General features: G+C 69.7%; 17 protein-coding genes. 5 read left to right on the top strand and 12 right to left on the bottom strand.

Annotation, left to right across the window (positions count from 1 at the left end; translation table 11 throughout):
• Window positions 1-59 precede the first annotated feature (59 nt).
• Genes ACG01O_RS13830 through ACG01O_RS13820 form a run of 3 tightly spaced genes read right to left on the bottom strand, consistent with a single transcriptional unit; the run spans window position 60 to window position 1,922 of the window.
• A complete protein-coding gene (locus tag ACG01O_RS13830; protein WP_394385521.1) occupies window positions 60-761 on the bottom strand; it encodes a glutamine amidotransferase in 702 nt (233 codons plus the stop codon).
• Window positions 758-1,369: a peroxiredoxin family protein gene (locus tag ACG01O_RS13825; protein WP_394385519.1), complete on the bottom strand. Its 612-nt coding sequence runs from the start codon at window positions 1,367-1,369 to the stop codon at window positions 758-760. The genes ACG01O_RS13830 and ACG01O_RS13825 overlap by 4 nt, the downstream gene beginning before the upstream one ends.
• A 4-nt stretch (window positions 1,370-1,373) precedes the next feature.
• Complete coding sequence (locus ACG01O_RS13820; protein WP_394385517.1) at window positions 1,374-1,922, bottom strand: carboxymuconolactone decarboxylase family protein; 549 nt, start codon at window positions 1,920-1,922, stop codon at window positions 1,374-1,376.
• Between the two features lie 201 nt (window positions 1,923-2,123).
• On the opposite strand from ACG01O_RS13820, the gene ACG01O_RS13815 reads away from it, so the two are divergent.
• The gene (locus ACG01O_RS13815; protein ID WP_394385652.1) at window positions 2,124-2,981 is read left to right on the top strand and encodes an AraC family transcriptional regulator; all 858 of its coding nucleotides are present in this window, start codon (window positions 2,124-2,126) and stop codon (window positions 2,979-2,981) included.
• 30 nt (window positions 2,982-3,011) lie between these two features.
• Here the strand turns inward: ACG01O_RS13815 and aceK are convergent, their stop codons facing one another.
• The 4 genes from aceK to ACG01O_RS13795 all read right to left on the bottom strand — a co-directional run bounded on the left by aceK (window position 3,012) and on the right by ACG01O_RS13795 (window position 7,649).
• Window positions 3,012-4,760: a bifunctional isocitrate dehydrogenase kinase/phosphatase gene (gene aceK / locus ACG01O_RS13810; RefSeq protein ID WP_394385515.1), complete on the bottom strand. Its 1,749-nt coding sequence runs from the start codon at window positions 4,758-4,760 to the stop codon at window positions 3,012-3,014.
• A 20-nt stretch (window positions 4,761-4,780) separates the two neighbouring features.
• Window positions 4,781-5,455, bottom strand: coding sequence for a carbonate dehydratase (gene can, locus ACG01O_RS13805; protein ID WP_394385513.1), 675 nt, complete (start codon window positions 5,453-5,455; stop codon window positions 4,781-4,783).
• Window positions 5,456-5,478: 23 nt separating this feature from the next.
• Window positions 5,479-6,657 carry an isovaleryl-CoA dehydrogenase gene (locus tag ACG01O_RS13800; protein WP_394385511.1) on the bottom strand — a complete coding sequence of 393 codons (1,179 nt, stop codon included), beginning with the start codon at window positions 6,655-6,657 and terminating at the stop codon, window positions 5,479-5,481.
• A gap of 95 nt (window positions 6,658-6,752) precedes the next feature.
• On the bottom strand, window positions 6,753-7,649 hold the full coding sequence (locus ACG01O_RS13795; protein ID WP_394385509.1) for a LysR family transcriptional regulator: 897 nt from the start codon (window positions 7,647-7,649) through the stop codon (window positions 6,753-6,755).
• A gap of 107 nt (window positions 7,650-7,756) precedes the next feature.
• On the opposite strand from ACG01O_RS13795, the gene ACG01O_RS13790 reads away from it, so the two are divergent.
• The gene (locus ACG01O_RS13790) at window positions 7,757-8,434 is read left to right on the top strand and encodes a Bax inhibitor-1/YccA family protein (RefSeq protein WP_394385507.1); all 678 of its coding nucleotides are present in this window, start codon (window positions 7,757-7,759) and stop codon (window positions 8,432-8,434) included.
• A 43-nt stretch (window positions 8,435-8,477) separates the two neighbouring features.
• On the top strand, window positions 8,478-9,074 hold the full coding sequence (locus ACG01O_RS13785; RefSeq protein ID WP_394385505.1) for an exopolysaccharide biosynthesis protein: 597 nt from the start codon (window positions 8,478-8,480) through the stop codon (window positions 9,072-9,074).
• A gap of 4 nt (window positions 9,075-9,078) precedes the next feature.
• Here the strand turns inward: ACG01O_RS13785 and ACG01O_RS13780 are convergent, their stop codons facing one another.
• Window positions 9,079-11,058 carry an OPT family oligopeptide transporter gene (locus ACG01O_RS13780; protein WP_394385503.1) on the bottom strand — a complete coding sequence of 660 codons (1,980 nt, stop codon included), beginning with the start codon at window positions 11,056-11,058 and terminating at the stop codon, window positions 9,079-9,081.
• A gap of 157 nt (window positions 11,059-11,215) precedes the next feature.
• On the opposite strand from ACG01O_RS13780, the gene icmF reads away from it, so the two are divergent.
• Complete coding sequence (icmF, locus tag ACG01O_RS13775) at window positions 11,216-14,506, top strand: fused isobutyryl-CoA mutase/GTPase IcmF (protein WP_394385501.1); 3,291 nt, start codon at window positions 11,216-11,218, stop codon at window positions 14,504-14,506.
• Window positions 14,507-14,591: 85 nt separating this feature from the next.
• Here icmF and ACG01O_RS13770 read toward each other — a convergent pair whose 3' ends face one another.
• The 3 genes from ACG01O_RS13770 to ACG01O_RS13760 form a co-directional block, all read right to left on the bottom strand.
• Complete coding sequence (locus tag ACG01O_RS13770; RefSeq protein ID WP_394385499.1) at window positions 14,592-16,400, bottom strand: PEP-CTERM sorting domain-containing protein; 1,809 nt, start codon at window positions 16,398-16,400, stop codon at window positions 14,592-14,594.
• A gap of 114 nt (window positions 16,401-16,514) precedes the next feature.
• A complete protein-coding gene (locus ACG01O_RS13765) occupies window positions 16,515-17,696 on the bottom strand; it encodes a GGDEF domain-containing protein (protein WP_394385497.1) in 1,182 nt (393 codons plus the stop codon).
• A gap of 160 nt (window positions 17,697-17,856) precedes the next feature.
• A complete protein-coding gene (locus tag ACG01O_RS13760) occupies window positions 17,857-18,846 on the bottom strand; it encodes a transglycosylase SLT domain-containing protein (RefSeq protein WP_394385651.1) in 990 nt (329 codons plus the stop codon).
• A 57-nt stretch (window positions 18,847-18,903) separates the two neighbouring features.
• Between ACG01O_RS13760 and ACG01O_RS13755 the strand changes: the two genes are divergently transcribed.
• Window positions 18,904-19,500 carry a YdeI/OmpD-associated family protein gene (locus ACG01O_RS13755; protein ID WP_394385495.1) on the top strand — a complete coding sequence of 199 codons (597 nt, stop codon included), beginning with the start codon at window positions 18,904-18,906 and terminating at the stop codon, window positions 19,498-19,500.
• Window positions 19,501-19,528: 28 nt separating this feature from the next.
• Here the strand turns inward: ACG01O_RS13755 and ACG01O_RS13750 are convergent, their stop codons facing one another.
• The gene (locus ACG01O_RS13750) at window positions 19,529-20,719 is read right to left on the bottom strand and encodes a GGDEF domain-containing protein (protein ID WP_394385493.1); all 1,191 of its coding nucleotides are present in this window, start codon (window positions 20,717-20,719) and stop codon (window positions 19,529-19,531) included.
• Between the last annotated feature and the right edge of the window lie 122 nt (window positions 20,720-20,841).

Genomic DNA, 20,841 nt, shown 5'->3' with positions numbered 1-20,841 from the left:
TTGCACAGGGCCGCGCAACACGGCACGCACCCTTCCGTGCGCTGGAGCCAACCCGGCGCTCATGCCCACCCCAACTGCGCCAACCAGCCGGTCATCACCGCATCCAGGGCCTGGGCCAAGCCGGCACCGTGACGGGCCGCGTCGCGGCGCAGCGTGGGCAGGTCGATGCCCGCCTGCCGGAGTTCCCCGGCGTGCCCCACCAGCCAGGCTTCCAGGCGTGCTGCGTCCACCTCCAGATGGAACTGCCAGGCCATCGCGTACGCGCCCACCATGAAGGCCTGGTGCGGGCAGTGTGTGGTGGTGGCCAACGCGGGGCTGCCTGCGGGCAGCGCGAACTGGTCGCCATGCCAGTGCAGCACCGGCTGGCCGGCCAGCGGCGCGAGTGGGCTGCGCAGCCCGGCGGGCGTGAGGGTCAGCGGGCTGAAGCCGATTTCCGGGGTACGCATCGGGGCCACGGCTGCACCCGCCGCCCGGGCCATGAGCTGCGCGCCCAGGCAGATGCCCAGAACAGGCCGCTGTGCGGCGAGCCGCCGCCGAATCAGCGCCAGCTCGTCCAGCAGCCACGGGTAGCGGTCGTCGTCACCCGCCCCAATGGGACCGCCGAGCACCACCAGCAGGTCGGGCGCCAGCGGGTCCAGTGCCTGCAAGTCGTCCAGCGCTGCATCCCAGGTCTGCACTTGCCAACCGCGGCGGGTGAACCACGGCTGAAGCAGGCCAAGGTCTTCAAACGCGAGATGGCGCAAGGCCCAGACGGTTCTCATGGCTGGGGCTCCCACGTGCAGGCTCCGTCGCTGCAGGATGCGGGCACGGGCTGCGGCGGGGTGCCGGCTGCCGGCCGCAACGCCGCTGCGGTGACGGCAGCAGTGCCCGGCGCCGGCTCGGCAATCAATTGCCCCAGCACGGCGCCCAGCAACAGGTCATCCAGCGCGCCGAAGTGCTGCAGGCACACGCGCCCCTGGCGGTCCAGCACCACGCACGAGGGCGTGCCGCGCAGACCGTAGCGCGTCATGGTGCGCGACGGGCCACCGCGCCCATCGGGCCGGTCAACCCCGATCGGAAACGACCACCGGTACTCGTGCACGAAGGCGCGCAGCGCGTCCGGCGACATGGCGGCGTGGTGCTCAAACACCGTGTGCAAGCCCACCACGGCCAGCTCCGCCACCGGGAACGCCTGCCGCACGCGTTCGGCCTGAGGCAGCCCCTGGCTGACGCAACCCGGGCACAGCATCTGAAAAGCGTGGAGCAGCACGACACGCCCCCGCAACGCGGCAAGCGTGAGCGGCTGCCGCGTGTTCAGCCACCCGTCCACATCCCATTCGGGCAGCGGCGCCCGGTGCGCGGGGTCCAGATTCAGCAAGGGGCTGCGCATGGCATCAGGCCGCGCGGGCGCGCAGGGCCACCTTCGGGAAGTCGACCGGCACGTCCAGCGCCACGTTCACGTAGTTGGTGAACAGGTTCAAGGCCACGTGCGCGACGATCTCGACCAGGCCTTCATCACCGAAGCCGGCCGCGCGCAGGCGCTGCACTTGCGCCACGTCCACATGCCCGCGCTGCTCCACCAGGGCCAGCGCAAACGCCAGCACCGCGGCCGTGGGCTCGTCGGCCGCGTGGCCGCCTTGCGCCGCCGCCATCTCTTCGGCCGTGGCGCCGGCCTTGCGGCCCAGCGCCGTGTGTGCGGCCAGACAGTAGTCGCAGCCGTTGCGATCGGCCACGGCCACGGCGATCTGCTCGCCCAGCTTGGCCGGCAACGTGCCGCCACCCAGCGCGCCGAAGGAGCCCCACATGCTGCGCAGCGCTGCGGGCGAATTCGCCACGGCGCGGAACATGTGCGGCACGGCGCCGAAAGCCTGGTGCACCTGCGAAAGCAGTTCGGCACGGTCGGGGGTGGTGTGGGCGGGGTCGATCAGGGCAACGTGGCTCATGGTTCGTCTTTCAAAACAGGGGGAGAAAAAACACCGGCTCAGGCCACACCGCCTGATGGTGCTGGGGGGTGACCGTCCGATGCCTTGCATCTTGACCCGCACCACTGGATGATGGGTGCCATGAAGTCCACCAAAAATGACGCATCGTCCAAAACCTCGGCACTGACACCCACGCCAGCGCTCGCAGAACCGGCCGCGCCGGTGGACCGGCTCTCCACGCTGTTGGACCACTTTCACGTGCGGGCCTCGCTGTTTCACACCGGCCCGCTGTGCGGCCGCACGGTGTTTGAAGCCCAGCCGGATCGCGCGTTCCTGCATGTGCTGCGGCGGGGCGAATTGCAGATCGAACACCCGGGGCGCCGCGGCACCCCACGCGGCGAGTTGAAGGCGCGCCTGGTGGTGACAGAGCCCACCGTGTTGCTGTACCCGCGCGCGGTGCACCACACCTTCGTGAACCCGCCCACCGACGGGTCGGACTTCACCTGCGCCACGCTGCACTTCGACGGGGGCGACCGCAACCCCATCGTGGCGGCCCTGCCCGCGCTGCTGCGGGTGCCGCTGGACGCGGTGCCCGGCCTGCAGCCAGCGCTGGACCTGCTGTTCGCCGAGACCGATCGGGCCCGGTGCGGCTCACGCCTGCTGGCCGACCGGTTGTTCGAGGTGGTGTTGATCCAGCTGCTGCGCTGGGTGATCGACCACCCCCACGCCGTGGGCGTCACCCACGGCCTCGTGATGGGGTTGAACGACCCTCGGCTGGCCCGCGCGCTGGTGGCCCTGCATGACGCCCCGCAGGACGACTGGCCCCTGGCCCGCATGGCAGCGGTGGCCGGCATGTCGCGCAGCGCGTTCGCTGAAAGCTTCAAAGCCGCCACAGGCACCACGCCTTCGGCCTACCTCACCGACTGGCGCTTGACGCTGGCCAGCGCCCGGCTGCGCGACGGTCACCCGCAAAAACTGGTGGCCGCCGACCTGGGCTTTTCGACCGCGTCGTCCCTCAGCAGAGCGTTCAAGCAGCGCTTCGGCCGTGCGCCGCGAGACTGGCTGCAGGGGCAAGGGTGACCGCCACGCGGACCTGCAGCTGGTTTCAGGTCAGCTCGCGCCAAACCGCCTCGCCGGGTCGTACGGAAACACATCGTGCACATGCCCGGCGCGGATGCGCTGCTGGTGGCCGGCCCAGAAGTCGGCGTCCAGCAAATCAGCGTGGTGGCGCATGAACACCTCGCGCACGCGCGGGTCGCCGAGCAGGAAGGGGGCGAACGTTTCGGGGAACACATCGCGCGGGCCGACGGGGTACCACACTTCGCCGGACATCTCTTCCTCTTCCGTGCGCGGCGTGGGCACGCGTCGGAAGTGACAGTCGGTGAGGTATTCGATCTCGTCGTAGTCGTAGAACACGACTTTGCCGTGGCGGGTGACGCCGAAGTTCTTCCACAGCATGTCGCCGGGAAAGATGTTGGCGGCCACCAGGTCTTTGATGGCATTGCCGTACTCGATGACCGCGCGTTCGCGCTGCTCGGGCGTGGCTTCTTGCAGGTAGAGGTTGAGCGGCACAAGGCGGCGCTCGATGTAGCAGTGGCGAATGACGAGGTCGTCGCCGTCTTCCTCCAGTTGGCTGGCGCAGAAGTGGCGCAGCGCGCGCAGCAGGGGCTCACTGAAGCGGCGGCGCGGGAAGGCGACGCGGGTGTACTCCAGCGTGTCGGCCATGCGGCCCACGCGGTCGTGCGCCTTCACCAGCAGGTACTTGCGCTGCACGAGTTCGCGGGTGGTGTCTTTGGCCGGGGGGTAGAAGTCTTTGATGACCTTGAAGACGAAGGGGTAGCTGGGCAGGTCGAACACCAGCATCACCATGCCTTCAATGCCGGGCGCCATGCGCAGCGCGTCGCTGCTGTGGCGCAGGTGGGTCAGGAAGTCTCGGTAGAACAGGGCCTTGCCCTGCTTTTGCAGGCCCAGCGCCGAGTAGATCTCGGAGCGGGGCTTGCGTGGCATGAGCGAGCGCAGGAACTGCACAAAGGCGCTGGGCACCTCCATGTCCACTAGAAAGTAGGCGCGGGCGAAGCTGAACAGCACGGCCAGGTCGTCTTCGCCAAACAGGGCCGCATCGATGAAGAAGCGGCCCTGGCTGTCGCGCAGGATGGGCAGGGCGAACGGCGTTTCGGTGAAGCCGTTGATGATCTTGCCCACCACGTAGGCGCCCTTGTTGCGGAAGAACAGGCTGGACAGCACCTGGAACTGGAAGTTCGCGCGCCAGCGGATGTCGCCCAGCTGGCGCTGCACGGCGGCGAGCACGCGGTCCACATCGCGCGGCAGGTCCACAAACTCACCGCGCAGCTGGAAGTTGGTGATCACGCGCGAGACGGTTTCGCGCAGCGTGGTGGGCGTGGGGTAGTAGGCGCGGTAGGTGGGGCGGGCGCCGGGCTCGTCGTTCTCGATGTACTCGGTGGACAGCGCCGGCCGCACGAAGATGAAGTCGTTGTGGAAGTACCCGTGGTGCAGGATGCGCGTGCACACCGAGTTGAAAAACGTCTCCGCCAGCTCCGGCTGCCGGTGGTTGGTGAGCAGCCCGATGTAGTGCAGCTTGACCTGCTGCCACACCGGCATGGGCAGGCTGGACGCCGCAAAGCGCGCCTCCAGCAGCGCCACGCATTCGGCCACGCGGGTGTCGTAGAACTCGATGCGCTGGGCCTGCGCGCGCTGCTGGCCAGCCCAGTCGCCACGCTCGAAGCGCAGCTTCGCCTCGGCCGAGGTGGCGCGGAACAGGCGGTAGTGGTGGTCAAACCCGCCCAGCAAGGCCTGGGCGATGTCGAAGGCGCGGGTATCAGTGAGCTGGGTCGGGAACATGGCCCCGACTCTAGGGCCGCTCAGGCGGCCGGGGCGAAGCGCGTCTTGACCTTGGTCAGCGCGCGGCGGTAGGCCGGGTCCACCTCGGCGGCGCTGCCGGCCGTGATGGACAGGTCTTCCAGCAGGCCGTTGTGCAGGCCGTACACCCAGCCGTGCACCACCACTTCCTGGCCGCGGGCCCAGGCGTCTTGCACCACCGTGGTGTGGCAGGCGTTGCGGGCCTGCTCCAGCACGTTGAGCTCGCACAGCGCGTCCACGCGGCGGGACTCCGCCACGGTGGCGAGCCAGTCGCTGTGCATGTGGCGCACGTCCTGCACGTGGCGAATCCAGTTCTCCACCAGGCCCACGCGCATGTCCAGCAGCGCCGCCTTCACGCCGCCGCAGTTGCTGTGGCCCACCACGATGATGTGGCGCACCTTGAGGTGGTCCACCGCGAACTGCATGACGGACAGGCAGTTCAGGTCGGAGTGCACCACCACGTTGGCCACGTTGCGGTGCACGAACAGGTCACCCGGCAGCAGGTCCACCAACTCGTTGGCGGGCACCCGGCTGTCGGCGCAGCCGATCCACAGGTACTGCGGCGTCTGTTGCTGAAGCAGGCGCGAGAAGAAGCCCGGCTCCTGGGCTTCGGTCTCGGCGGCCCAGCGCTTGTTGTTATCGAGCAGGTCCTGCAGCTCGTGTGTCGACGTGGTCATGCCGCGATTGTTCCAGCCCGGAGTTACATCGTCTCCGCAAAAAGCTCGCGGCCGATCAGCATGCGGCGGATCTCACTGGTGCCGGCGCCAATTTCGTACAGCTTGGCATCGCGCCACAGGCGGCCCAGCGGGTACTCGTTGATGTAGCCGTTGCCGCCGAAGATCTGCACGCCTTCGCCTGCCATCCAGGTGGCCTTCTCGGCCGTCCACAGAATGACCGAGGCGCAGTCCTTGCGCACCTGGCGCACGTGCTCGGCGCCCAGCAGGTCGAGGTTCTTGGCCACGGTGTAAGCAAAGCTTCGAGCGGCCTGCAGCACGGTGTACATGTCCGCCACCTTGCCCTGGATGAGCTGGAACTCACCGATGCTCTGGCCGAACTGCTTGCGGTCGTGGATGTACGGGATGACGTTGTCCATGACCGACTGCATGATGCCCAGCGGCCCGCCGGTCAGCACGGCGCGCTCGTAGTCCAGGCCCGACATCAGCACCTTGGCGCCGTTGTTCACGCCGCCCAGCACGTTCTCGGCCGGCACTTCCACGTTCTGGAACACCAGCTCGCCGGTGTGGCTGCCGCGCATGCCCAGCTTGTCGAGCTTTTGCGCAATGCTGAAGCCCTTCATGCCCTTCTCGATGAGGAAGGCCGTCACGCCGCGCGCGCCCAGCTCGGGCTCGGTCTTGGCGTACACCACCAGGGTGTCGGCGTCCGGGCCGTTGGTGATCCACATCTTGCTGCCGTTGAGCACGTAGAAGCCGCCCTTGTCTTCAGCGCGCAGCTTCATGCTGATGACGTCGGAGCCGGCGCCCGGCTCGCTCATGGCCAGCGCGCCCACGTGCTCACCGCTGATGAGCTTGGGCAGGTACTTGGCGCGCTGGGCGTCGGTGCCGTTGCGCTTGATCTGGTTCACGCACAGGTTGCTGTGCGCGCCGTAGGAGAGGCCCACCGAGGCGCTGGCGCGACTGATTTCCTCCATGGCCACCATGTGGGCCAGGTAGCCCATGTTGGCGCCGCCGTACTGCTCGGGCACGGTGATGCCCAACACGCCCAGCTCGCCCATCTTGCGCCACAGGTCCATGGGGAACTGGTCGTTGCGGTCGATCTCGGCCGCGCGGGGGGCGATCTCTTCGTCCGCAAAGGCGCGCACCGCGTCGCGCAGGGCGTCGATGTCTTCACCGAGCTGGAAATTGAGGCCGGGCAGGTTCATGTCGAAGGTCTCCAGTGCGCCCGCGCCGGGGGCCGCTTGTGGCAGGCCGGATGCGTCAGGGCGGTTTAATTGACGTAAACGTCAACTGTAGCAACTCAACCTTTCGCGTCGGCCGGTTGGGGCAACAGGCGGCGCACCAGCGGGTGGGCGATCTTCTTGTCAGTGCCCACGGCGTAGAAGGCTTCTTCCACGCCCGTGCAGTCGCCCACGTGCACCAGCCCGTCGCGCTCCACCAGCTTGTCGGTCATCAGCGCGGCCGCCGGGAACACGCCCATGCCCGCGGCGCCAAAGGTGGCCAGCAGCGCGCTGTCCTCGAACTCCCCCGCCACCCGGGCGCGAATGCCGTGCCGCTCCAGCCACTGGTCCAGCCGCACCCGCACGGCGGCGTGGTCGGTGGGCAGCAGCAGCGGCACATCGGCCAGTGACGCCGGGAAGTTGCGCCGCGCCTCCCCCGCCCAACGCGGCGCAGCAAACCAGGCCATGGGCGAGCTGCCCAGCGCATGGCTGTAGACCCGCAGGTTGGGGTTGGGCGGCGCGGGGCGGTCGGCCAGCACCACGTCCAGCCGGTGCAGGGCCAGGTCGCCCAGCAGGTCGTCGAACTCGTCTTCGTGGCACAGCAGCCGCAGGTGCGGCGTGTCGATGATGGGCTGCAGCAACCGCTGCACCACCAGCTTGGGCAGCCCGTCGGAAATGCCCACGGCCAGGCGCACGGCGGGCGCAGTGGAGGCGTCGCGCACGCGCTCGGGCAGGGTCTCGCCCAGCGCAAACACCTGCTCGGCCACCTCCAGCGCAGCGTGGCCGGCATCGGTCAGCACCAGGCCGCGCCCGGCAGGCTTGAGCAGCGCCGCACCCAGCGTCTGCTCCAGCTCGCGCACCTGGGCCGACACGGTTTGCACCGACAGCCCCAGCCGCTCAGCCGCCCGCGTGAGCCCGCCTTCCTTGGCCACGGCCCAGAAGTAGTAAAGGTGGCGGTAACTGAAGCTCATGCTCATGACGACTCCACAAGAAATTTCGAACCCAATGTTCGCGATTCTCTGCTTTTTTATGCGGCCACGCCTGCTTACGCTGGCGGCGTTCCTGTCTTCTCTGGAGGTCTGCCATGCAAACCCATCCCACCGTGATCACCCTGCCGCACAACGCCCCGTTGAGCCGCGACGCCGCGCACCGCGTGCTGCGCAACACCCACGCGCTGCTGTCGCTGACGCTGCTGTTCAGCGCCGCCGTGGCCGCGGCTGCCGTGGCGTTCAGCCTGCCCGCGCCGGGCCTGATCCTGACGTTGGTGGTGTATTTCGGCCTGCTGTTCGGCATCCACAAGCTGAAGAACAGCGGTGCCGCCGTGGGGCTGGTGTTCGCCTTGACCGGCTTCATGGGCTGGACGCTGGGCCCCTTGCTAACCCGCACCCTGGCCCTGCCCTCGGGCGCCCAAACCGTGATGCTGGCGCTGGGTGCCACCGGCGCCATCTTCCTGGCCCTGTCGGCCTACGCCACCACCACCAAGCGTGACCTGTCGTGGATGGGCGGCTTCCTGTTCGCCGGCATGGTGGTGGCCGTGCTGGCCGGCCTGGCGGCGGTGTTCTTCCAGATCCCGGCGCTGGCGCTGACGGTCTCGGCCGTGGTGGCGCTGCTGTCGGCGGGCCTGATCCTGTTTGAGACCAAGCAGATCGTGGACGGCGGCGAGACGAACTACGTGCTGGCCACCGTGGGCTTGTTCGTGTCCATCTTCAACCTGTTCACCAGCCTGCTGCAGTTGTTCGGTGTGATGGGTTCGGACGACTGAGCCCGAGCAAGCCCAAAGCCTCGACCGTCACGCATCGCCGGCCATGCACATGAACCACCTCGCCAACCGGCTGCGTGATGCGGCCGGGGCGCTGCCGCCGGGGCCGGTGCCGCTGGCCGCGCTGGCGGAGGCGCACGGCGGCGCCTGGCAGGCCAGCTTGTTGGTGTTGCTGTCGGCCCCGTGCCTGTTGCCCATCCCAGGCGTGGGCAGCGTGCTGAGCCTGGGCTTGGCCCTGCTGGCGGCCATGCTGTGGCTGTGGCCGCACGAGGCGCTGCCGCCCCGGCTGGCGCGGGTGCACCTGCCCCGCGAGGGCGCGGCTCGCAGCCTGGACCTGCTGGCCCGTTTCTACGACCGCCTGCAGCCCATGACGCGTTCGCGCTGGACGCCGCTGGCCGGCCGCACCGCCCGCTGGTGGCTGGCCCCGCTGACCCTGGCGATGGCCGTGCTGATCTTTCTGCCGATTCCGTTCGGCAACCTGCTGCCGGCGGTGTCGCTGATGCTGGCAGGTGTGGCCTTGCTGGCTCGTGACGGCGTGCTGATGCTGGGCGCCGTGGGCGTGGCCGCTGGCGCCCTGGCCAGCTCGGCCACCTTTCTGGCGCTGGGCTGGCAGGCCGGCGCCGCCCTGCTGGGCTGGGCCTGACCGATCAGCGGCCGCGTTGCAGCAGCCAGCGGTACAGGCCGAAGCCGATGCCGCCGAAGGCCAGCAGGCCCAGCAGCTGGCTGGCCGTCATGAAGCTCTCGCCCACCAGCGCCAGCGGTGCGCCGTTGCCCGAGAACACCACCACGGCCGCCAGGATCACGCCCAGCAGGCTCTCGCCCACGATGAGGCCCGAGGCCATCAGCACGCCCAGCTGTTTGGTGGCTTCCGGGTCACGACGGCGCTCGGCTGCACGGTCGAACAGACAGCCGGCCACCGCGCCGACCACGATGGTCAAGGTGCTGTTCATGGGCAAGTAAATGCCCAGGCCCACGGCCAGCGGGGCCAGGTGGGCCTTGCCACCGGTGCTGCGCTTGAGCACCTCGTCCACCACGATGCACGCGCCGCCGATGGCCGCGCCGATGCCGATCAGGTTCCAGTTCAGGTCGCCCTGGATCACGCCCTTGGCCAGCGCCGAGATCAGCGCGGCTTGCGGCGCGGCCAGCGCAGTCTTGGCGTCGGCGCCCGGCGCACCGGCAAAGCCGTAGGCCTGGTTCAGCAGGTCCAGCACCGGCGGAATGACCACCGCACCGGCCAGCACGCCGATGATGAGCGCCACCTGCTGACGCCAGGGCGTGGCGTCCACGAGCTGGCCGGTCTTCAGGTCTTGCAGGTTGTCGTTGGAGATGGTGGCCACGGCGAACACCACCGCCGTGACGAACAGCGCGAACGCCACCAGCGCCTGGCCCGTGGTGGGCGGCAGCAGCGGTTTCACCACCAACGCCAGCAGCAGCGACACGCCGATCACCACCAAGATACCCACGCCCGACAGCGGGCTGTTGGACGAGCCGATCAGCCCCGCCATGTAGCCGCACACCGCGGCCACGAAGAAGCTCATCAGCACCACATAAACCACGCCGCCCACCACCAGCAGGCCGAGCTGGTCGCCCAGGCCGGCGCTGGTGGCAAAGCGGGAGAGCATGAAGCCGATGGGCAGCATGCAGGCCAGCGTGATGAGGCCGACGGTGCCGATGGGGATGTCGCGCTCGTTGCGCGGCAGCGTGTCGGCCTTGCCGGCCTTGCGCACGCGCGACGACATGGCCGCCGCATGCAGGCCCGCCACCACCGGCTTGGCCAGCTTCACCAGCGTCCACAGTGCGGCCACGGCGATGGTGCCCGCGCCGATGAAGCGCACCTTCTTGCTCCAGGCGAACAGCGCCACCGCCTCGGGCACGCCCTCCACACCGGAGGTCAACCACGGCACGCCGCCCAGCCACGCAATGCAGGCGCCCACCAGGATGGCGATGCCCACCCACAGGCCCACCAGGTGGCCCACGGCCAGCAATGCGAAGCTGAAGTTCAGGTCATAGCCCGTGGTGCCACTCTTCTCGCCGCCCGGCAGCCGGAAGTACTGCGCCAGATTGGCCGCAAACACCTGCGTGGCCACCACGATGCTGAAGCCCGCCGACACCACCGCCCCGGTCACGATGGCAGCCATGCCCTGGCGGTTGCTCTCGCCACCGTCGCTGGCGTGCCCCACCTTCAACACCTCGGCGCAGGCCACGCCTTCCGGGTACGGCAGCGGCGAGTTGGTCACCAGCGCACGGCGCAGCGGGATGGAATACATGACGCCCAGCACGCCGCCCAGCGCGCACAGCGTGACCGACATCCAGTACGGGAAACCCGTCCACCAGCCGATCATCACCAGGCCCGGCAGCACAAAGATGATGGACGACAGCGTGCCCGCCGACGAGGCGATGGTCTGCACGATGTTGGTCTCGCCGATCGAGTTGCCGGCCGCCTTGCGCAACAGCGCCATGGCGATGACGGCCGCCGGGATGGACGTCGCAAACGTCAACCCCGCCTTGAGGCCGAAGTACACGTTGGCGGCCGTGAAGACCAAGGTGATCAGGATGCCCAGCGCAATGCCGCGCAGGGTCAGTTCGGTGCCCAGTTCGGGCGTGGCGGAGGGCGATGAGGTGCTCATGCTGGAAGGGTTCAAACGCCGGATGGGCGAGGCGCGCATCATCGCGGCAGCAGGCGCCGCCGCCGGGGCCGGATAACCCTGAACGGCTGCCTCGGGGTTTAATTGACGTTAACGTCAATTGGCCGCCTAGAATTCGCGCCGAGCAAGGAGACACACCATGACCGATCTCGCCGCCGACCACAAAGCGCTCGCCGAGTACCGCCCGACCCACAAGGTCCGTTTCGTCACCGCCGCCAGCCTGTTCGACGGGCATGACGCCGCCATCAACATCATGCGGCGCATCCTGCAAAACATGGGCGCCGAGGTGATTCACCTCGGGCACAACCGCTCGGTGGACGAGGTCGTCACGGCCGCGCTGCAAGAAGACGCCCAAGGCATTGCCATCAGCTCCTACCAGGGCGGGCACGTCGAGTACTTCAAGTACATGGTGCAGCTGCTGAAGGAACGGGGCGGCGAGCACATCCAGGTGTTCGGCGGCGGCGGCGGCGTCATCGTGCCGGCCGAGATCCGCGAACTGGCCGAACATGGCGTGCGCATCTTCAGCCCCGAGGACGGCCAGCGCATGGGCCTGCAAGGGATGATCGGCGAGATGGTCATGAAGGCCGACCAGGACTTCAGCGTCCACGCGCCCAAGGCGCTGTCGGCCATCACCGGCCACACGGAAGCCGCGTGGCGTTCGCTCGCTCAACTGCTCACCGCGCTCGAAAACGGCAAGGCCGACAGCGCCATCGTCGACGCGCTGCGCGCGCAAGCCAAAGACATCAAGACCCCCGTGCTCGGCATCACCGGCACCGGTGGCGCCGGCAAGTCCAGCCTGACCGACGAACTCATCCGCCGCCTGCGGCTGGACCAGGGCGACCAGCTCCGCGTCGCGCTCATCTCCATCGACCCGTCGCGCCGCAAGAGCGGTGGCGCGCTGCTGGGCGACCGCATCCGCATGAACGCGATCAGCCCGTGGAGCAACGGCGCCCGCGTGTTCATGCGCTCCCTCGCCACGCGCGACTTCGGCTCCGAGATTTCGCCCGCGCTGCCCGACGTCATCGCCGCCGCCAAGGTGGCGGGCTTTGACCTCGTCATCGTCGAGACCTCCGGCATCGGCCAGGGCGACGCGGCCATCGTGCCGCTGGTGGATGTGCCCATGTACGTGATGACGCCGGAGTTCGGCGCCGCCAGCCAGCTCGAGAAGATCGACATGCTGGACTTCGCCGAGTTCGTGGCCATCAACAAGTTCGACCGCAAGGGCTCGCTCGACGCCCTGCGCGACGTGGCCAAGCAGGTGCAGCGCAACCGCGAAGCCTTCACCGTGATGCCCGACACCATGCCGGTGTTCGGCACCATGGCCAGCCGCTTCAACGACGACGGCGTGACCGCGCTGTACCAGGCCTTGAAGGTGCGCCTGGGCGCCCTGGGCCTGCCGCTGGCCGAAGGCCGCCTGCCGCGCGTGGACACCCGCCACAGCACGCACCAAACGCCCATCGTGCCGCCCAACCGCGTGCGCTACCTGGCCGACATCAGCGAGACCGTGCGCAGCTACAAGGGCCGTGCCCGCCGCCAGGCCGCGCTGGCCCGCGAGATCCAGCAACTCGAAGCCAGCCGCGACATGCTGCTGGCCGCCAACCCCGAGAAGAACGGCGCCCGCACCGCGCTGGCCGACCTGGCCGAGCAGCGCCGCGCCAAACTCGACGGCGACGCCCGCCAGCTGCTGCAGCAGTGGCCCGACATGGTCAAGGCCTACGCGGGCGACGAGTACGTGGTGAAGATCCGCGACAAGGAGATCCGCACCGCGCTGGTCACGCAAAGCCTGTCGGGCACCAAGATCCGCAAGGTCGTGCTGCCCACCTACGAATGCCACGGCGAGCTGCTGAAGTGGCTGATGCTGGAGAACGTGCCCGGCAGCTTCCCGTACGCGGCCGGCGTGTTCGCGTTCAAGCGCGAGGGTGAAGACCCGACCCGCATGTTCGCCGGCGAAGGCGATGCCTTCCGCACCAACCGCCGCTTCAAGCTCGTCAGCGAAGGCATGCCCGCCAAGCGCCTGTCCACCGCGTTCGACTCGGTCACGCTCTACGGCGCCGACCCCGCCCCGCGGCCCGACATCTACGGCAAGGTGGGCAACAGCGGCGTGAGCATCGCCACGCTGGACGACATGAAGGTGCTGTACGACGGCTTCGACCTGTGCAACCCCAGCACCAGCGTGTCGATGACCATCAATGGCCCGGCGCCCAGCATCCTGGCCATGTTCATGAACACGGCCATCGATCAGAACCTGGCCAAGTTCAAGGCCGACAACGGCCGTGAGCCGACCGCCGACGAAGCCGCCAAGATCAAGGACTGGGTGCTGGCCAATGTGCGCGGCACCGTGCAGGCGGACATCCTGAAGGAAGACCAGGGCCAGAACACCTGCATCTTTTCGACCGAGTTCAGCCTGAAGGTGATGGGCGACATCGCCGAGTACTTCGTGCACCACAACGTGCGCAACTTCTACTCGGTGTCCATCAGCGGCTATCACATCGCCGAAGCCGGTGCCAACCCGATCAGCCAGCTGGCGCTGACGCTCTCCAACGGCTTCACCTTCGTGGAGGCGTACCTGGCGCGCGGCATGCACATCGACGACTTCGCGCCCAACCTGTCGTTCTTCTTCAGCAACGGCATGGACCCGGAGTACACCGTGCTCGGCCGCGTGGCCCGCCGCATCTGGGCCGTGGCCATGCGTGACCGCTACGGCGCCAACGAGCGCTCCCAGAAGCTGAAGTACCACGTGCAGACCTCGGGCCGCAGCCTGCACGCGCAAGAGATCGCGTTCAACGACATCCGCACCACGCTGCAGGCGCTGATCGCGATCTACGACAACTGCAACTCGCTGCACACCAACGCGTTCGACGAGGCGATCACGACGCCCACCGAAGACAGCGTGCGCCGCGCGATGGCCATCCAGCTCATCATCAACCGCGAGTGGGGCCTGGCCAAGAACGAGAACCCGAGCCAGGGCGCGTTCATCATCGACGAGCTAACCGAGCTGGTGGAAGAAGCGGTGCTGCGTGAGTTCGAACGCATCAGCGAGCGCGGCGGCGTGCTCGGCGCCATGGAGACCGGCTACCAGCGCGGCCGCATCCAGGAAGAGTCGATGCACTACGAGATGCTCAAGCACACCGGCGAGTACCCCATCATCGGCGTCAACACCTTCCGCAACCCCAAGGGCGACCCGGTGCCGGAGCACATCGAACTGGCCCGCTCGACCGACGAGGAAAAGCAAAGCCAGCTCACCCGCCTGGCCGACTTCCACACCCGCCACGCCGCCCAGGCGCCCGCCATGCTGGCCAAGCTTCAACAGGCGGTCATCGAGAACAAGAACGTGTTCGAGGTGCTGATGGACGCGGTGCGCGTGTGCTCGCTCGGCCAGATCACCGGCGCGCTGTTCGAGGTGGGCGGGCAGTACCGCCGCAGCATGTGACGCGCCAGGCGCGCCGGCTCAACCCGGCCCGTTGAGGGCCGGGGCAGACGCTGAACGCCGCCCCCAGCAAAAGGGCCCCAGCGCCTCAGCGGCGCTGGCGACGGGCCCGGAGCGAGGCCCCGCAGGCCAGCACCAGGGCCAACCCCACCAAGCCAGTGGGTTCCGGCACCCGTGCCACGGCCGGCGTCATCGCCTTCAGGGCCACCTGAAACACTTGGCCCGCGGCGCCAAAGCCCGCACCCTGGTCGGTCTGCAAGCTCAGCCAGCCCAACTGCGCACCCGTCGCGCCCCCGGTGTACACCACGTCCAGCCACAAGGACTGACCGGCGCCCAGCACCGTGGGCTGCCAGGGCGACGCCAGCTGGAAGCCCGGAGCACCGCCCAGCGCGAGCGTCAACACCGACAGATCGAACAGCTGAGCGCCCACGGCCGTGCGCTGCGCATCGTTCGCCAACTGCAAACGCAGCGTCGAACTGGCACCGGTGTCGACGCTGCCGAAGTCCAGCTCGGAGCGAATCAGCGCACTGGGGCCGACGCCCGCCCCCGCCACCAACCCACGGCAGGCCGAGGCGCCGCCGTACGAGGTGGTGTCGGCGGCGCAGGCAGTCGGCCGGCTCGCGCCCACCAGGGAGTAGGCGCCCGCTGGCGTCGTCTGCGGCACGGCCGACGCCACGGGGCAGTAGGTTCCGGCCGGGCAAAGGGTGGCCACCGCCGAGCCCGCCGGCGCGTAGGTGCCAGCAGGCGCCGCAGCGATGGCCGAGCCGCCCGTGCAGACGTAGCCCGCCGGGCACGGCTGCGGCGCCGTCGCACCGGCCATGGTGATGTACGTGCCCGGAGGGGCCATCGTGGGCTTCGCCGCACCCGCCGGGCAGTAGTAGCCCGCCGGGCACATCAGGGCCGCGGCCGACGACGTAGCACCCGATGCTGAGATGTACGTGCCCGCCGGTGCGGCCACGGGTGCCGCAGCGCCCGCAACGCAATACGAGCCCGCCGGGCAGGTCAGGGCATCCGCCGCCGACCGGGCGCCTGGGTTGGGCACGTAGGTGCCGGCCCGGGCGGCCGTGGGAGCGGCCGAAGCGGCCGGGCAGTACGAGCCCGCCGGGCACACGGTGCTGGCCGCAGAACCGGCCGGCGCATACGTGCCTGCAGGCGCTGCGGCGATGGCGGAGCCGCCCGTGCAGAAGTAGCCCCCCGGGCAGGTTTGAGGCGCTGTGGCTCCCAGCTGGGTGATGTAAGTGCCGGGCGGCGCGAACGTCGGCCGCGTTGCACCCGCCGTGCAGAAGTAGCCTGCCGGGCACATCAGGGCCGCAGCCGCGGAGGTCGCCCCCGTCGCGGCGATGTAGGTGCCGGGCGGCGTGGCAGTGGGCGCCACCGAACCCGCCAGGCAGTACGCCCCCGCCGGACACGTGACGGCGTCTGCCGCCGACCGTGCGCCCGTGTTGGGAACATAGCTGCCCGCCGGGGCCGGCGTCGGCGCCGCGGACGCGACAAGGCAGTAGGCGCCCGCCGGGCAGGTGATGGCAGCGGCGGAGCCCGCCGGCGCGTAGGTGCCCGCGGGCGCGGCCGCGATGGCGGAACCGCCGGTGCAGTAATAGCCCGCGGGGCAGCGGTTGGGCGCCGAGGCCCCTGACGAGGTGATGTAGGAGCCCGGGGGCGCCATCGTCGGCTGCACCGCCCCCGCCGGGCAGAAGTAGCCGGCCGGGCAGATCTGTGGCGCCGTCGTTCCTGGCGCGGGGGCGTAGGACCCCGGCGGCGTCGGCTGGCAGTTCGTCACCCCGTCCGCGGACCAGGTGCCCGCAGCGCAGGCGGCATGCGCACTCCCGCCCCCGAACACCGCCACCAAAAACAGCCCCAGCCGCACCCAGAACAGGCGGCTCCACCCACGTCGAATCATTGCGTTCTCCCTGTGCCGCCCCTCCCGGGCGGCGCGAGGGCGAGACTGTAGCGAGGGCTTACCCTGCCCCACGCGCAGCGCCCCCGCGATCGAGGGGCCAGCGCGACGCGACGCTCAGGCCGCGGTCAGCACCCGATCCCGCCCTGCCGCCTTGGCGGCATACAAGGCCTGGTCGGCGCGGCTGAACAGCTGGGCGGGCGTCTCGGGCGATGCGGCCGTTCCGCCTGCCCGCGCCACGCCCACGCTGACGGTCACGTGCAGCGGGCCGGCCTCGGTCATGAAGGGTTCGGCCGCCACGGCTTCGCGCAGGCGCTCGCCCAGGCGGGCGTCACCGCCGGGGTCGGGCGGGTCGACCTGGGCCCAGATCACCGCAAACTCTTCGCCGCCCAAGCGCACCGCCACATCGGTCGGCCGCAGCGTGGCGCGCAGCCGGGCCCCGATGCCGCTCAACACCGCATCCCCCACCGCGTGGCCGTGGCTGTCGTTGATGCGCTTGAAGTGGTCCACATCCAGCACGGCCAGCACCGGCGGCTGGGCGCTGGCGCGGGCCAGCAGGCGGCGCAGTCGGTCCTCGAACCCGCGTCGGTTGAACAGGCCGGTCAGCACATCGATCTCGATGAGTTGCTGGATGCGGCGCATGGCGCGGTCTTGCAACAGCAGCAGCAGCGACAGGGCTTGCAACAGCGTCAGGGCTATCAGGGCGAGCAGACCGATGGCATTGGCGTGCTGGAACGGGTCCGGCCCGCGCGCCAGGGCGGGCCAGGCATCCAGGCTGCGCCCGACGTACACCACCGCCGCCAACATCAGGCTGAAGGTCAACAAACCCCACGGGAAACCGCCCTGCTGCCGCCACGCACCCCAGGCCTTCAGGCCGGCCCAGAACGACAGCGCGGCCGCAACCGCCGTGCTCAGCGCCAAAGAAGGCCACAAGCCCCCGACGCTGGCGGCCAACAGCGGGCAAGCCACGGACGCCAGCCCGCCCACCAACAGCAAGCGCCGCCACGGCGCCGCCTGACCGAGAAAGAGGCTCAAGCCCCACAACAGCAGCGCGGTAGACCACAAGCCGCCCAGGTGCCCCACCGTCAGCCAGGCGCGCGAGGCGTCCGTCAGCAGCAGCACCTGGCGCACGGCCTGCGTCAGGGCCGAGGCGCCGAACGCCCAGGCCCACAGCCGCAAGCTGCCTCGCTCTTTGAGGTGACGCGCCCCTCCCCAGCTGGTCACGGCCAGGACGGCGGTGACCACGAGGTACACCCTCAACAGGGTGTCGATGTTCAAGGCTTCAGGGCTGGGCGGCATGGTTCGAGCCGGGGGCCTCATGGCGGCCGGCTGATACCGCAGGCTAACCCGCAGCACCCGCAAGCCCAGCGCAGGGAGGGGCCACCCAGAGGCAGGAATTCACGCGGCCTGCCGATGCCGGAGCCCCCAGCCCCCGCAACCGCAGCAGATCAGCGACGGATCAGCGCCGAATCAGCGGCAGCACCGGGCTGGCCGGCGTCACCTTGGCGTCGAACGGGTGGCTGCGCTGCCCAGCCACGGCGGCCAGGATCTTGAGCACGTACAGCCGCGTCTCGGCGTAAGGCGGCACGCCACGGTAGCGCTCCACCGCCCGCTCGCCGGCGTTGTACCCGGCCAGGGCCAGCGGCACGCTGCCTTCAAAGTAGGCCAGCAGCCACTGCAGGTAGGCCATGCCGGCGCGCACGTTTTGGGTCGGGTCGCTGAGCTTGGTGATCTTGAAGCGCGCGGCCGTTTCGGGCAGCAACTGCATCAGCCCCTGCGCCTTCTTGGGCGACACGGCCGTGGCGTCGAAGTTGGATTCGGCCGCAATCACCGCCAGCACCAGGCTGGGCGACAGCTTGTACTCCGGCGCCACCAGCTTCACGTAGTTCACCAGTGCAGGCGGCGCCTGGGCCGGCTCGGGCACCGCGAAGAAGCCCGGGATGCTGCCCGGCGGTCCGCCCAGCTTGGGCGCCACGGGCGGCGGCGGGGCGGCAGCGGCGATGAGCGGGTCGTTCTCGGGCGGGCGCAGGCAGGGCGGCGGGTCGCCCAACGGCGTGCCGCCCATGCGATCCAGCATGTTCTGCGCCTGGGCCATGCCTTGCTCAGCCGCCGCGGCGAACATGTGGGCGGCTTCGGCATCGTTGCGCTGGATGCCGCGCGCATTGGTCAGCATCCACCCCAGGCTGAACTGCGCCTCGGCGTCGCCATAGCGTGCGGCCCGGCAGTACAGCTTGGCCGCCGCCACCTCGTTGCGCGGCACGCCGTCGCCGTACTCCAGCGCCTTGGCTTCCTGCCGCCAGCGCTCCACCTGCGCGGGCACCACCGGGCCCTTTTCGCCCGGCGGCATGGTGGGGCGGGGCAGTTGCTCCAGGGTCAGCGTGGGCGCCGGACTTTGGGCCCAAGCCGCCGAGCACGAAGCCGCGCACAGGGCCAGCAGCAGATGAAGCACGGGGCGCAAGGGTCAGTCCGGGGGGCGGTGGCAGGGGGCCGAAGTCTAGACTGGCCCATGCCCATGATCGACCCCCGCATCGATGCCTACCTGAGCGCCGCCCCGGCGTTCGCGCAGCCGCTGCTGCAGCACCTGCGCGCCGCGGTGCACGCAGCCTGCCCGGAGGTGACCGAAACCCTGAAATGGAGCCGCCCGCACTTCCTGCTGGACGGCAAGCTGCTTTGCGGCATGTCGGCCTTCAAGGCGCATTGCGCCTTCGGTTTCTGGGCCCGCGAAGGCGCAGCCCCGGGCGAAACCGGTGCGATGGGCGACTACGGCCGCATCACCACCCTGGCCGACCTGCCCCCACCGGCCGAACTTCAACGCCAGATCCAGGCGGCCGCCGCGCTGCTGAGCTCAGGCGCCCCGCGCGCGCAGAAAGCCGACCGCCCCCCGCGCGCCGCGCTGGAGATGCCGCCAGACTTCGCCGCCGCGCTGGCGGGTGTGCCAGCCGCAGCGGCCACCTACCAGGCGTTTCCACCCAGCAAGCAGCGCGACTACCTGGAATGGGTGTTGGAGGCCAAGCGCGAGGACACCCGCGCCCGCCGCATTGCCCAGGCGGTGGCCTGGCTGGCGGAAGGCAAGTCGCGCAACTGGAAGTACGAGAACTGCTGACGCCTCAGCGGCTCATCCGCACAACGTTTCAGCCGGTCACGCCCTGCAGCGACGAGTTGCGCAGCCAGTCGTCGGCCACCACCACCCGGTTGCGGCCCTGCTGCTTGGCTTGGTAGAGGGCCTTGTCGGCCAGGTGCATCAGCGTTTCCGGCGTGTCGCTGAAGGCGGCCTCCGCCACGCCGGCCGACAGCGTCACGCGCAGCGTGCGGCCCGCGTCGCCTTGCAGCACCAAGGCTTCCACCGCCTGGCGCACCTGCTCGGCCACGTGCCGCGCCCCGCCCACGCCGGTGGCCGGCAGCACCAGGCCGAATTCCTCGCCGCCCAGCCGCCCGAACACGTCTGACCCGCGCAGCCGCCCGCGCGTGCACTGCGCCACCGCCTTCAGCACCTGATCGCCCACCACGTGGCCGTGTTGGTCGTTCACGCGCTTGAAGTGGTCCAGGTCCAGCATCACAAAACTGACGGGCTGGCCCTCGCGCCGGCTGCGCTCCATGGCATGCGCCAGCAGCGACAGCGTGGTGTTGTGGTTGCAGGCGCCGGTCAGGCCGTCGACGCTGGCGAGCTTGCGCATCTGGCTGGCCATGCGCTCGAAGTTGGCCAGCACGAAGCCGAACCCCGCCGCCAGCACCGCCATGAAGGCCAGCATGAAGATCGCGCTGCTCCAGGTCTGCCACGCGTCGTTGCCCTCGGGCAGCGACTGCAGCCACAGCGCCGCATGCACCCCGCGCACCAGCAGCGCCGCGCTGGCCAGCACCAGCATCACCGTCACCACGCGAAAGCTCAGCTCGCCGCGCCAGCCCCGCCACGCGGCCAGCGCTGCCGCGGGCATCAGCAGCAGCGCCATGGCCACCGACATCGCCCCCGCCCGCACCGGCGTGGCCACGTTCAGCGCCGCGGGCACCGACAGCACCGCCACCAGGCACAGCCCAAAGTACCAAACCGGCAGGTCGCGGTTCAGCAGGTGCCGGCACACGGCCGACGCCACGCCCACCAGCCCGCCCATCAACAACCAGTTGCCGATCAGCAACGCCAGCCAGCCCGGCACGCCGGTGCGCATCACAAAGCTGGCAAAGCCCGCGCAAAACGCCAGGCCCGCCCAGCCCAGCCGCTGCAGCTCACCGCGGTGCAACACCCCGCGCCCGGCCAGCCACAGCTGCGCCGTGAGCAGGCCGAAGCCAACCACCAACATCAGCACCAGGGTGGGCACGTGAAGGGTCATGCGCGATCCGCCAAAGCAGGAACCGAGAAGCAGACCAGCCAACGGCACTGCTCTCGCCCCAGTGTAGGCACGCCACCACGGTTTGGGCCAGGGTCTGCGCCGATGGCCGTGGGACGCCGCCC

The organism is Pelomonas baiyunensis, assembly GCF_043555935.1.
Taxonomy (GTDB): Bacteria; Pseudomonadota; Gammaproteobacteria; order Burkholderiales; family Burkholderiaceae_C; genus Pelomonas; species Pelomonas baiyunensis.
This window is presented reverse-complemented; position numbering and strand designations above follow the sequence as displayed.